The organism is Burkholderia semiarida, assembly GCF_029268935.1.
Lineage (GTDB): Bacteria > Pseudomonadota > Gammaproteobacteria > Burkholderiales > Burkholderiaceae > Burkholderia > Burkholderia semiarida.
The window spans coordinates 546,951-560,043 of the sequence record NZ_JAHLCL010000001.1 but is presented as its reverse complement, the minus strand read 5'-3'; the positions used below and the strand labels follow the sequence as shown (position 1 = coordinate 560,043).

Below are 13,093 nucleotides of genomic sequence, written 5' to 3'. Positions count from 1 at the left end.
TCGGCTACGGGTTGCGCCTCCGTAGCGCTACGGAGGCGCCATGCGATGCGATGGAAGCGCCGAGCCCGCGAGCGCCGCGTAATCGCGCACGAGTTCGACGAGCGACGCGGCCCGCAGCTTGTCGAACACGTTCGCGCGATAGGTCTCGACGGTCCGCGGCGACAGCCCGAGCACGCGCGCGATCTCCTTGTTGCTCCAGCCGCGCACGATTCCGTCGAGCACTTCCCGTTCGCGCGCGCTCAGCGTCGCGATGCGGGCCGCGCGCGTCTGACCCGCATCGTCCTGCCCGCGTTGTGCCGCCTGCCGGCGCAGCGCCTGCTGAACCGTATCGATCAGCTCGTCGTCGTCCACCGGCTTGCGCAGGAAATCGAGCGCGCCGCGCTTGAACGCGCGCCGGCACGCATCGACGTTGCCGTGTCCCGTCATCACGATCACCGGCAGGTCGCGTCGCGCACGCAGTGCGTCGAGTGCGTCGAGGCCGCTCATCCCCGGCATCCGGATGTCGAGCAGCACGCAGCCGAGCGCCGGGTCGTCGGCATCGGCAAGAAACGCCGGCGCGTCCGGATAGCAGCGCGTCGGCACGCCCACCGTGCGCAGCAGCAACGCAAGCCCGTCGCGCACGGCTTCGTCGTCGTCGACGATCGCGACGGCCGCTGCGGCGGGCGCCGAATAAGGCGAGCCATTCATGCGGCCTCCTCTGCCAGCGGCAACGACAGCACGGCCTCGACACCTCCCGACGGCAGGTTGCGCACCGTCAGCGCGCCGTCCTGGCGCTGCGCGAGCGTGTCGCACAGCGGCAGCCCGAGGCCGAGCCCGCGCGCACGCGTCGTGAAGAACGGTTCGAACAGGCGCGGCAGCGCGTCTTCCGGCACGCCGGGGCCGTTGTCGACGACGCTGAAGCGGTAATGCCGGCCGACGCGCGCGCCGCTCACGCGGATCTCGCCGCGCGACGTGCCGGCCCCGGTACCGGCCAGCGCATCGCGCGCGTTCCGGATCAGGTTGTGCAGGATCTGCTCGACCGCGATCGGCTCGGCGAACGGCCGCTCGCGCGGCGCCGCGTTGTGCCAGCCGAGCGCGACGTGCTCGCGCGCGCATTCGTCGCGGTACAGGAACAGCAGCGTGTGCATGATCGCGTCGGGATCGAGCGCGCGGCGCTCGCCGCCATGCGCGGTGGCGACCGCTTCGCGCATGCGTTCCAGGATCGCGGCCGCGCGCTTCGCCTGCGCGACGCTCGTCTGCAGCGCTCGCCGCACGCTGTCGCGCTCGTCGGGTTGATCGAGCAGGCGTTCGGCCGCACGCACGTGGCTGACGATCGCCGCGAGCGGCTGGTTCAGCTCGTGCGCGAGGCCCGCGGCCATTTCGCCGAAGGTATCGAGCCGGCCGAAGCGGTCGAGCCGCGCGCGGGCATCCTCGCGGCGCCGCGCCTCGCGCAGCCGCCACGCGACGAGCGCACCCGCGACGAGCAGCGCGGCCACCGCGTTCCACAACGCGATCGGCAGCCACGGCAGATCGGCGGCCGTCAGCGTGCGCGTGGTGTGCAGCACGAATGCCTGCGGCTGCGCGGGCAAGCGCTTCTCCAGACGCACCGTCCAGCCGGGCAGTGGGCTGCCGGAAGCACGCGACAGCAAGTCGATACGGCGATCGCGCACCGCCAGCGCCGCCGACGAAATCGCCGACGACCAGTCGCCCGCCGGAATCATCTGGCGCGGATCGACACGCACGGCCCAGCCGGAATTCGCCACGAGCCAGTACGCGGCGGCGCCGTCGAACACCATCGCGAACGGTTTGCCGGGCGTCGGCCGCGGCGGCTCGGCCGGCGCCGGTCCGCCGTCGGTTTGCCAGCCCGCGCCGGCGCGCCAGTACGCGAGCCCGTCGACCTGCGGCATCCGCTCGCGCAGGCTGTCGAGCATGTGCGCCGGCGGCGCGGCCAGCGACGACGCGCCGAGCGTCGCGAGGATCGCCTCGTGCTGCGCGGCCTTCTGCGCGAGCAGACGGATCGTGATGCTCGAATCCTGGAAGAAGCGGTTGTACGCGTCGGCGACCGCGCGCGACACGACGAACGCGGTGCCGGCCAGGCTGAGCGCGAGCCACGCCAGCAGCGCGACGAGTCGGACGGAAGGTTTCATGGGCAACGAGGATTCGGCAACGGATGACGGATGGCGCGCAGCGCGGCGCACGGCCCGCGCGATGCGGCGAACGCGGAGAAGCGGTCGCGACGCCGCACGCGATGCGCTCCATTGTCGGCAACTCCGCATGGCCTGTGGTCCGAATGCCGTTATGTTTCCTGTCAGACCGGTCCCAAACATGCGCTTTCCGTGGCAGCGACGCGCAGTTTCGGACTGGACTGATTTTCTTCAGACTCCGAAACGACCACAATCGGCCTGCTTGTTCTCCGTCTCCAGGAGATCAGGCTCCATAGTCGATACTTTTCCCGCCTTCTCCGGCGGGACTTTTTTTGGACGGCATCACGCCACTCCCTGCCCGGAGCCTTCCGGCCATGATCCCGCTTCTTTCCCTCCGGTCGCGAACGCACGCCGCCACCGCGCCGCACCGGCTTCGCCCGCTCGCACCGTGACCGACGCCCCTTCGACCGCGATCGCGATCCTAACGATCGATCATCCGAGCCGCGGCATGTTCGACGACCGGCTGCGCCGCGCGGGCCATGGCTACGATCGGCTGCGCATCGACGACATCCTGCGCCGCGCCGGCTACCGGCCGTTGCGCTTCGAATATCTGACCGATCTGCTCGCGGCCTGCGACACGCGCGCGTTCGATCTCTTCATCGTGCAATGCGAAACGGCCTGCCGCCGCACGACGGACGCGATCCGCGCGCTGCGCGCGCGTTTCGCCGACACCGTGGCGATCATGTCGATCAGCCAGCGCGATGCGGATCTCGCGCAATCGGCGTGTTTCGTGGCGGGTGCGAACGAGCATCTGCCTTACGCCGCGTCGCCCGACGCGCTGATCGGCAGCATCGCGACGTGGCTGCGCTGGTCCCATCACCGTGCGATCCATCATCGCCACTGGCGGATCGGACAGTTCGAGTTCGATACGGCCGCGCGCAGCGTGACCGTCGCCGGCCGCGAGCACGTGCTGACCGAGAAGCACTTCCAGATCGCGACCGCGTTCTTCCTGAACATGGGCCGTGCGCTCGATCGCGCGCACGTGAGCCAGCTCGTGTGGGGCTCGCTCGTCGCGTCGCAAAGCCGGCGGCTCGACACGCACGTCGCGTATCTGCGCGACCGGCTCGAACTCGACGGGCGGCACGGCGTGCGGATGATGACGATGTACGGCTTCGGATACCGGCTCGTCACGTGCGAGCCGGACGATCCGCCCGGGCCGGACCCGCGCCGGGCCGACGGCACGCGCGCCGCGCAACCCTGACGGGCAGCGTTGCGTACCGATCGGACTCCATTATCATGGGGGCACCTTGGCCGACCGCCCCGCCCCGATGGACCACCGCGCCGCACCCGATCGATCCCGCCTCGCCGCCGGCCCGTCCGCCGATCCCACGCCGGCCGGCCGCCGCCAGCGCGCGCTGCTGTATGCCGGCGGCGCCGCCGTGACCGTCGCGATCCTGCTCGCCAGCGGGCTGATGCTGTACACGATGGCGAGGGAAGCGATCCAGGAGCGCTATACGGGGTTCGGCGTGCGGCATTTTCTCGTCCAGTTCGAATTCAAGCTGCGCACGACGGGCATGGACATGCTCACCACCCACGACGAAAGCGTGTGGCACACGCGCGCGGCCGATCCGGCCGCCGTCGCCGCGCTGGCCGCCGGAAACGGGCGGCTCGAACTGCGCGACAACCCGCGATTCCCGTCGATGCTCGTGCTCGCCGACCTGTCGCCCGAGCGGCCGGCCGCGTCCTATGCGCGCTATCTCGCGATGGCGAGCGACATGAGCTACCGGGTCGGCGCGTACGTCGCGAAGCAGGACGCCGGCCGGCCCGTGGCCGGGTACGCGTACAGCCCCGACCGCCGCTTCGCGATGGTGATCCCGAGCCCGGAACCGGGCACGGCCCCGGCCGAACCGGCGCCCGCTCCCGCGTCGGCGCTGCTGGCCCAGGTCGCCGCCGATCTCGATACGCCCGCGCCGCGCCGGTTCGTGTGGCATGCGCCGGCCTACGACCCCGTGCAGCGCCGCGACGTGTTCCGAATCGTCGGCGCCGCGTACGACAACGGCGTGCCGCTCGAAGTGCTCGTCTCGACGCTGCCTGTGGACGTGCTGCGCGCGCGGCTCACGACCGACGTCCCGACCAACGCGGCCATCATCGCGAATGCGCACGGCGACACGCTGCTGCGCGTCGGCGCCGCCGAGCACGACGCGGCGACGGTCGCGGCACTCCAGCGTCTCGCGGCCCGCACGCGCCCGGCGAACGGCAACGGCACGCGCGCCGCTTACGGCGACGGCCTGTTCGCGCTGAGCCAGCCGATCCCCGACACCGGCTGGACGCTCGTGCAGGCGTTCTCGCTGCGCTCGCTGCTCGCGGCGATCGGCGTGCGCGCGGGCGGCTACGCGGCGATCATGCTCGCCGCGATCGCGCTCGTCTGGTGGCTGCTGGTGCGGTTCGACCGCCGCGTGCTGAAGCCGGACGAAGCGCGCCGCCGCCGCGTGATCGACAGCGAGAACCTGAACCGCACGATCGTCGAGGCCGCGCCGTCCGGCATCGCGCTGCTGTCGCTCGCGGACGGCGCGGTGCTGCTGCAGAACGACACGATGCGCGACTACGACGCGCGCCGCGCGGGCGGTCCGTCGCTGCCGGCGCGGCTGCTCGCGCGCTTCGACCGCTCGGCCGATACCGACGCGTGGCAGTCCGGCCTGCATGTGTCGCTGCCCACCGCCGACGGCAACGCGGTCGATCTGCTCGTCAACCTCGTGCGCACACGCTATCGCGACGCCGACGTCGTGCTGTGCAACTTCTCCGACATCACGTCGCAGAAGAACGTCGAACGCGCGCTCGACCACGCGCGGCAGGCGGCCGACGCGGCGAACAGCGCGAAATCCACGTTCCTCGCGACGATGAGCCACGAGATCCGCACGCCGCTGAACGCGATCCTCGGCAATCTCGAACTGATCGGCCGCGAGCCGCTGGCGGACACGCAGCGCGAGCGGCTGCATACGGTCGAGGGCGCGTCGTCGGTGCTGCTCGACCTGATCAACGACATCCTCGACCTGTCGAAGATCGAGGCCGGCCAGATGACGATCGAGGCGATTCCGTTCGATCTCGCCGACACCATCCGGCAGACCGGCGCGATGTTCGAGCCGCTGGCCGCCGCGAAGGGGCTGCAATTCGACGTGTTCGTCGACGATGCGCTGGCGCCGCGCTATCTCGGCGATCCGACGCGCATCCGGCAGATCGCCGCGAACCTCGTCGGCAACGCGATCAAGTTCACGAACCACGGCGAGATCACGCTGGAGGTGTACCTGCGCGACGACGCCGATCCCGCGTCGCCGATCGCGATCGGCGTCAGCGACACGGGCATCGGGATGACCGACGAACAGCGCGCGACGCTGTTCCGCCCGTTCACGCAGGCCGATACGTCGATCACGCGGCGCTATGGCGGCACGGGCCTCGGGCTCGCGCTGACGAAGCAGCTCGCGCAGATGATGCACGGCGCGATCGACGTGAAGAGCGAAGCCGGCCACGGCAGCACGTTCGTCGTCACGCTGCCGCTGCGGGCGGCGACGAGCGAGCAGATCGCCGCGCAGGACGCGGCGCGCGCCGACGATGCCGCGTTGCCGGCCGTCGCCGCGCGCGTGCTGGTGGTCGACGATCATCCGGTGAACCGCAAGTTGCTGCAGGGGCAGCTCGTCACGCTCGGCTATGCGGCGGACGCGGCCGAGGAAGGCGCGGCCGCGCTGCGGTGCTGTACCGATACGCGCTACGACCTCGTGATGACCGACCTGAACATGCCGGGCATGGACGGCTATACGCTGGCCCGCGTGCTGCGCGCGCAGTATCCGGGCCTGCCGGTGGTCGCGGTCACCGCGCATGCGAGCGCGGCCGAGCATGCGCGCTGCGCGGAAGCCGGGATCGTCGCGGTGCTGGTGAAACCGGTGCTGCTCGACATGATCGACCGCACCGTGCGGCGCTTCGCGAAGGGTGCGGCCGCAAGCCGGCCCGCGCAAAACGCGCTGGTCGATCTGGCCGAAGGCCCGTTGCCGCCGGACGTGCACGAACTGTTCGGCGACACGCTCGAGCGTTCGCTCGCGGCGATTCGCGATGCACTCGCGCGCGGCGACGTGCCCGCGCTGCGGGCGGAGCTGCATTCGCTGCGCGGCGCGTTCGCGACGATCCACGAGCATGCGGTGGCCGACGCGGTGCGCGACATGCAGGATGCCGTGCAGGCCGGCGATCCGGCCGCGCTCGACCCGCTGGTCGACCGCACCGAGCGCCTCGCGCGCGACACGCTCCGGCGGCGCGCGGCGCAAGCGCCGCAAGCCTGATCGGCCGCCGTCCGGCGGCTGTCTTTCCTTCCCTCTCGGCTCCTTTCACGACCACCCGTCGCGGCGGCCCGTTCGTGCGTTCACGCGTGTAGGACACGCCCTACAAACATCGCATCTCGAATAGGTTTTGGACGACAGATTCGGACGAGGCCGATCCATACCATGGACTCATCAACCTGACGAACTGAAAGGAGTGGGTCAATGAACAAGACGTATCGCAACATCTGGAACACGGCGACGGGCACGTGGACGGCCGTGGCCGAAACGGCGCGCTCGCGCTCGAAGGGCTCGGCGCGCGCGGCACGCCAGGCCGTGGCAGTCCTCGCGCTGGGCAGCGCATCGATCGGCGGCGCGTTCGCGGCCGATGCGTGCACGACCGAGGACGGGAAAGGCGGTTCGCTCGATGCGGCCGGCGTGTGCAAGGTCACGGCTTCGCGCACGATCGGCACGGATGCGATCGGCACGACGGCGACGCTCACCGACGACTACATCAAGGTCAATAGCACCGGACCCGTGGCGGCCGCTACGGGTGCCAACGCCGTTGCGATGGGCCAGTCGGTGACATCCAGCGGATCCAGTTCCGTGGCAATCGGTTCGGGCACCTCGGCGGACGGGCTTCATTCGATGGCGCTCGGCGCATCGTCGCGCGTCGTGGGCAACAGCAACCTGGCCGTGGGCGACGGCGCAACGGTATCGACGCTCACCGCCCCGCCGACGAACGCCATTGCAATCGGTACTCGCGCCAATGTATCCGACGCCGGCGTAACCGGCGCCACGGGTTCGATCGCGATCGGCAATAGCGCATCGGCCGGCGGCACCGGCTCGATCGTGATCGGGACAAGCACGCGCCATTCCGGCTCCGGCGCGACGGTCGTAGGCGCCAACGCGAGCGCAATGGGCGGCGGTTCAGGCGTGGCCATCGGGAACAGCAGTGCTGCGGCGGGTGCGGGCTCGGTCGCAACGGGCCCGAACGCCACGGCCACCGGCACGGGTTCGGTTGCAATCGGCAGCCAGGCCGCGACCACGAACAACAACAGCGTGGCGATCGGCAATACGGCCTCCGGCAGCGCGATCAATACCACCGCGATCGGCGGAAACGCCCGGGCAACGGGCGACAACGCGACCGTGCTCGGCCAGAGCGGTGCCGCAAGCGGCCTGGGGGCGGTCGGCATCGGTTTCCGTGCCAATGCGCAGGGGGACCGCTCGGTCGCGCTCGGCATGGATTCCGTCGCGGATCGCGACAACACCGTTTCCGTCGGCTCGGCCACGCAACAGCGTCAGATCACGAACGTCGCGGCCGGCACGGCGGGTACGGATGCGGTCAACGTGGAGCAGATGAACGCCGCGATCACGGCGGCCGACAAGTATGTCGACATTCGCACCGGCACGTATGCGGCCGACGTGGCCGCCAGCGCCGGTGACAGTGCGACCGCCGTCGGCGCGAACGCAAGCGCCACGGGCCAATCGGCTGTCGCGCTCGGCGGCAATACGACGGCCAGTGCGGCGAATGCGGTAGCCATCGGTACGCTCTCGCGCGCAACCGGCAACAACGCGGTCGCGGTTGGCGTAGGGGCCGCGGCTACCGGAGCGAACACCTCCGTGCTGGGGCGCGGTGCGTTGGCAAGCGGCAACAATTCGGTTGCGCTCGGGACTTGGTCCCTTGCCGATCGCGACAATTCCGTGTCCGTCGGTTCGTCGGGACTTGAACGCCAGATTACGAACGTCGCAGCCGGTACGCAAGCGACCGACGCTGTGAACGTGAGCCAGCTTCAGCCCGTCGTGACCGCACTCGGCGGCGGCGCCACCATCAACCCCACGACGGGTGCCGTGACCGGCCCGAGGTACACGCTCGCCAACGGCGGCACGCAAACGACGGTCGGCGGTGCGCTCGGCGCACTCGACGGCAACATCACGACGATCAACACCCGGCTCGACGGTCTCTCGAACGGCACGGTCGGCCTCGTCCAGCAGGCCGGCCCGGGCGCGAACATCACGGTCGGCGCGAGCACCGACGGCGCGGCCGTCGACTTCACCGGCACGGCAGGCGCCCGCAAGCTGACCGGCGTCGAAGCAGGCGCGGTCACGGCCACCAGCAAGGACGCAGTGAACGGCTCGCAACTGCACGGCGTGTCGAGCAGCGTGGCATCGGCCATCGGCGGCGGCTCGACCGTGAACGCCGACGGTTCGATCTCGGCACCGAGCTTCACACTCGGCGACGGCAGCGGCGGCACGACCACGGTCACGTCGGTCGGCGGTGCGATCACGAACCTCGACGGTCGCGTCACCACCAACGAAGGCAACATCGCACGCAACACGGGCGACATCGCCGACCTGGCCAGCCAGATCGGTAGCGGTACGGTCGGCCTCGTCCAGCAAGCCGGCGCGGGCGCAAACATCACGGTTGGCGCGAACACCGATGGCGCGGCCGTCGACTTCACCGGCACGGCCGGCGCGCGCAAGCTGACCGGCGTCGACGCAGGCGCGGTCACGGCAGCGAGCAAGGACGCGGTGAACGGCTCGCAACTGCACGGCGTGTCGGACAGCGTCGCATCGGCCATCGGCGGCGGTTCCACCGTGAACGCCGACGGCTCGATCTCCGCGCCGAGCTTCACGGTCGGTGACGGCAGCGGCGGCACGACCACGGTTCACTCGGTCGGCGACGCGGTGACGAACCTCGATGGTCGCGTCACCGTCAACGAAGGCGCGGTCGCGTCGCTGGCCGACCAGATCGGCAACGGCACGGTCGGCCTCGTCCAGCAGGCGGGCCCTGGCGCGAACATCACGGTCGGCGCGAACACCGACGGCGCGGCGGTGAGCTTCATCGGCACGGCCGGCGCACGCAAGCTGTCGGGCGTCGCGAACGGCGTGAACGACGACGATGCGGTGACGATCGCGCAGTTGAGGGCAACCGGCCTCATCGACTACACGGGCAAGGAGATCGCAGCCGTCACGTATGACGACATCTCGCTCGGCAGCGTGACTTTCGGCGGTTCGAGCGGCACGAAGCTGCTCAACGTCGCGCCGGGCCTGATCGCGGCGGGCAGCATGGAAGCCGTGAACGGCGGCCAACTGCACGACCTCCAGGAGCGGTTCGCGCAGGAATACGCACGACTCGACGGCCGGGTCGGTGACCTCGAAACCGGTGGCGGTTCGGGCGGCGGCGGTGGTGGCGGCAACGACAACGTCGGCCGCGGCACGGGCGGCGACGGCTCACTCGTGGTCGGCGACGGCTCGGTTGCGTCGGGCGAGAACAGCACGGCGGTCGGCCAGGGCGCGGTGGCGTCGGGCGACAACGGCTCGGCGTTCGGCCAGGGTTCGGCGGCCAGCGGTTCGAACAGCTCGGCCATCGGCCAAGGCTCGGTCGCATCGGGTTCGGACAGCACGGCCATCGGCCAGGGCTCGAAAGCAACCGGCAACGGTTCGGTGGCGATCGGCGCGGGCTCCGTGGCGGATCGCGACAACAGCGTATCGGTCGGCTCGGCCGGTCACGAACGCCAGATCACCAACGTCGCGGACGGCACCGCACCGACCGACGCCGTGAACGTGCGTCAGCTGGATCAGCGTTTCGGCGAAACGAACCGGATGATCAACGACGTCGCGAAGAACGCGTACGCCGGTGTCGCGGCGGCGATGGCGATGCCGAACCTGACGCCGTCGCAGCCGGGCAAGACCGTCGTCGCGGCCGGCGCCGCGAACTACAAGAGCGGCTCGGCGATCGCGGCAGGCGCGACCTACCGGACGCGCGACGGCAAGTGGCTGATGAACGGCGCCGTGTCCGTCACGTCGACGGGCGACGCAGGCGTGCGTGCGCAGGTCGGCTACGAGTTCTGACCGGACGGCTCCGCGTCGCGCGGAGCCTCGACCCGAAGCGGGGGAGCGATCCCCCGCTCGTTCGGCCGACGGCCGGTGACGGTTCCGCACGAGCCGCCACCGGCCGTCGGCGCAACGGCTTCGCGTGCCGCCGGCTTGCACGCCGCACGCGCAGCCGTACGCACCGATCTCCACCGCGCGGCGCCCACTGCGCGCCGCAACATGCAGGTACACCGACATGCCAGGAAATTTCCCCATTCGCATCGTGATCGCCGACGACCATCCGGCGGTCGTCATCGGCGCACGTTACGAACTGTCCGCGACGAATACGCTCGCGGTGGTCGCGACCGCCGGCAACTCGACGGAACTGATGGAAGCGCTCGCGAGCCAACCATGCGACGTGCTCGTCTCCGACTACGCGATGCCGGGCGCCGAATTCGGCGACGGCCTCGCGATGTTCACCGCGATCCTGAAGCGACATCCGAATCTGCGCATCGTCGTGATGACGATGATGGAGAATGCGGTGGCGCTGCGCGCGCTGATCGAACTCGGCATCGCATGCGTGGTCAGCAAATCCGATATGACGAGCCACCTGACGATGGCGATTCACGCGGCCTATACGAACGGCCGCTATCTGTCGCCTTCGATGGACCGGATCCTGCGCGCCGCCGGCAACACGGGCGGCAAGGCGCCGGCGTTGTCCGCGCGCGAGCTGGAAGTGATTCGCCTGTTCGCGTCGGGCCTGTCGGTCAACGCGATCGCCGATCAGTTAAGCCGCAGCAAGAAAACGATCAGCACGCAGAAGAGTTCGGCGATGCAGAAACTCGGGATCGAGCGCGACGTCGATCTGGTCCGCTACGCGATTTCGTGCGGGCTCGTGTCCGATTACGGTTACGCGACGACGCTGCCGGCCCTCGACGACCATCCGCGCTGACGGTACGACCACCATTCCGGCGCACGGCCGGCCACGCCCATGGCTCGGATGATCGCGCGCCGGGTTCTGCCGATGCGCGAGGCGCTCCGGTCAGTCGGGCTCGGCGCGCCCTTTCTCCTCTCCCACCTGCTCCGCCGCCTTGCCCTCGCCGCCCGACGCGGCGACGATCCCGTTCTCCATCGCGTAGCGCAACAGGTCGATATCCTTTTCCACGCCGAGCTTCTGCATCGCGCGCGCCTTCTGGGTGCTGATCGTCTTCTTGCTGCGGCTGAGCTTGTCCGCGATCTCGTTGACGGTCATCCCCGACGCATACAGCCGCACGACCTCGATCTCGCGGCTGCTCAGGCTCGGCGCCTGGTCGACGATCCGCGCGCCCGAATGCGCGGACAGCGTGCGCACGACTTTCTCGACCGACGGCGAATAATAGGTGCCGCCCGTGGCGGCCGCATGCACGGCTGGAATCAGGTGATCGATCGCATCCGACTTGCTGACGATGCACGCGATGCCGAGCCGCACGAGCGCGCCGACCACCGCCGCGTTGTCGAGCATGGTGAGCACGACCAGCTTGACGGCCGGATAGTTGCGTTGCAGGTAGGAGAACAGCGCGATGCCGTCGCCGTGCACGTTGTCGGGCATCGCGTAGTCGGATACCAGCACGTCGCATACGTTCGCATCGAGCAGCGCGATCAGCTCGGTCGAATTGCCGGCCGTGCCGGTGAGCCGGATCGTCGGCACCGACGAAAGCCCATGCTGAACGCCGACGAGCAATGCCGGGTGGTCGTCGGCCAGTACCACACGTATCTGATAGCTTCCCATAGTCGTCCGAGTGTTCACCGCTGTCGCGGGCGGCCGAACGGCTGCCCGATGGCCGGCGACGGCGCGTGCGCGCCGTTCTTTCTGGATCGTAATTGGGCGCTAGTTTCGCATGAAACCGGGGCCGGCCGCCAAGGCCGAACGGGAGCAGCCCGCCGCGCGGCGCGCCGCCAATGAAAAAAGCCGCCGGCTCGGTGAGAGCGGGCGGCTTGGCATGCCTGCCGGGACAGCGGGGTGCGGCGGTCGATCGCACCCCGCTCCTCCATCGGCTCGTGACCGACGAAGGCCCTGCGGCGCCGGCGAACCGGCGCCGCGCGATACGTCAATGCGTCATTTCACGTCCAGGCGGATCTCGACGCGGCGGTTCTGCGCGCGACCGGCTGCGGTCGCGTTGGATGCAACCGGATCGGCCGCGCCGAGGCCTTCCGCGACGAACGAACGGGCCTGCAGCCCGTTCGCGCGCAGATACTCGACGACGGTGCGCGCCCGCGCTTCCGACAGCGCGCGGTTATGCGCGGCGCCGCCGGTCGAATCGGTGAAGCCCGTGATCGACACGCGCGCGAATTCCACGCCGCGATTGGCCACGATGAAGCGATCGAGATCGTTGCGGGCCTGCGCGGTCAGCGCCGCGCTGTCGGTCGCGAAATTCGCGTCGCCCTGCAGCAGCACCTGGCGCTGCTGAACCGGTTGCGGCGCCGGCTGCTGCGGCGCCGGCGCGGGCGCGGGCTGCGCGACCGGCTGCGGCTTGCCGCAGATGAACGTGATTTCGCGCGGATCCTTCATCGGCGCGCGGCTGTACACGCGGTCGATCATCTCGAGCGGCGTGAAGCCCTGCCCGCGGCAGAACTCTTCGGCCGCGCGCGCACATGCATTCGCGCTGCCGAGCAGCCCGTCGCAACTCACGCGGAAGATGTTGTCCGGCTTGCCCGGCACGGATACCGCGCGAATGTCATAAGTGAGCCCCGATTGCGTCGTACACGCACCGAGCGCCATCGCGAACGCGCCGATCGACGCGACGCGCAAAAGCTTTGAAGTCATGGTCTTGAAATGGCGTCCGCCCGCGGGCGGCCGCACTTGTCTGAGAGGGT

8 protein-coding genes are annotated in these 13,093 nt (G+C 70.0%); 4 read left to right on the top strand and 4 right to left on the bottom strand.

Translation table 11 applies throughout. From position 1 onward, the window contains the following. Nucleotides 1-27: 27 nt before the first annotated feature. Together KPB06_RS02455 and KPB06_RS02450 are read right to left on the bottom strand one after the other, a co-directional pair. On the bottom strand, nt 28-687 hold the full coding sequence (locus KPB06_RS02455; RefSeq protein ID WP_060010379.1) for a response regulator transcription factor: 660 nt from the start codon (nt 685-687) through the stop codon (nt 28-30). Continuing rightward, nucleotides 684-2,126 (bottom strand): sensor histidine kinase, encoded by a 1,443-nt coding sequence (locus KPB06_RS02450; RefSeq protein ID WP_060010383.1) that lies wholly within the window; start codon nt 2,124-2,126, stop codon nt 684-686. The genes KPB06_RS02455 and KPB06_RS02450 overlap by 4 nt, the downstream gene beginning before the upstream one ends. 445 nt (nt 2,127-2,571) lie before the next feature. On the opposite strand from KPB06_RS02450, the gene KPB06_RS02445 reads away from it, so the two are divergent. The 4 genes from KPB06_RS02445 to KPB06_RS02430 all read left to right on the top strand — a co-directional run bounded on the left by KPB06_RS02445 (nt 2,572) and on the right by KPB06_RS02430 (nt 11,192). Continuing rightward, on the top strand, nt 2,572-3,384 hold the full coding sequence (locus KPB06_RS02445; RefSeq protein ID WP_059576313.1) for a response regulator transcription factor: 813 nt from the start codon (nt 2,572-2,574) through the stop codon (nt 3,382-3,384). A 67-nt stretch (nt 3,385-3,451) separates the two neighbouring features. Further along, complete coding sequence (locus tag KPB06_RS02440) at nt 3,452-6,448, top strand: sensor histidine kinase (protein ID WP_060010386.1); 2,997 nt, start codon at nt 3,452-3,454, stop codon at nt 6,446-6,448. Nucleotides 6,449-6,649: 201 nt separating this feature from the next. After that, nucleotides 6,650-10,279, top strand: coding sequence for a YadA family autotransporter adhesin (locus tag KPB06_RS02435; protein ID WP_059576319.1), 3,630 nt, complete (start codon nt 6,650-6,652; stop codon nt 10,277-10,279). Between the two features lie 217 nt (nt 10,280-10,496). After that, entirely contained in the window at nt 10,497-11,192 is a 696-nt protein-coding gene (locus KPB06_RS02430) for a response regulator (protein ID WP_059576322.1), read from the top strand. A gap of 90 nt (nt 11,193-11,282) precedes the next feature. Here the strand turns inward: KPB06_RS02430 and KPB06_RS02425 are convergent, their stop codons facing one another. Together KPB06_RS02425 and KPB06_RS02420 are read right to left on the bottom strand one after the other, a co-directional pair. Then, nucleotides 11,283-12,008: a LuxR C-terminal-related transcriptional regulator gene (locus KPB06_RS02425; protein WP_059576325.1), complete on the bottom strand. Its 726-nt coding sequence runs from the start codon at nt 12,006-12,008 to the stop codon at nt 11,283-11,285. A gap of 327 nt (nt 12,009-12,335) precedes the next feature. Further along, nucleotides 12,336-13,043, bottom strand: coding sequence for an OmpA family protein (locus tag KPB06_RS02420; protein WP_059576328.1), 708 nt, complete (start codon nt 13,041-13,043; stop codon nt 12,336-12,338). Nucleotides 13,044-13,093: the final 50 nt, after the last annotated feature.

Bases quoted from the DNA above. Each gene is read 5' to 3' on its own strand.
- KPB06_RS02450 (WP_060010383.1), bottom strand. From the start codon at position 2,126: ATGAAACCTTCCGTCCGACTCGTCGCGCTGCTGGCGTGGCTCGCGCTC.
- KPB06_RS02455 (WP_060010379.1), bottom strand. From the start codon at position 687: ATGAATGGCTCGCCTTATTCGGCGCCCGCCGCAGCGGCCGTCGCGATC.
- KPB06_RS02430 (WP_059576322.1), top strand. From the start codon at position 10,497: ATGCCAGGAAATTTCCCCATTCGCATCGTGATCGCCGACGACCATCCG.
- KPB06_RS02435 (WP_059576319.1), top strand. From the start codon at position 6,650: ATGAACAAGACGTATCGCAACATCTGGAACACGGCGACGGGCACGTGG.
- KPB06_RS02425 (WP_059576325.1), bottom strand. From the start codon at position 12,008: ATGGGAAGCTATCAGATACGTGTGGTACTGGCCGACGACCACCCGGCA.
- KPB06_RS02420 (WP_059576328.1), bottom strand. From the start codon at position 13,043: ATGACTTCAAAGCTTTTGCGCGTCGCGTCGATCGGCGCGTTCGCGATG.
- KPB06_RS02440 (WP_060010386.1), top strand. From the start codon at position 3,452: ATGGACCACCGCGCCGCACCCGATCGATCCCGCCTCGCCGCCGGCCCG.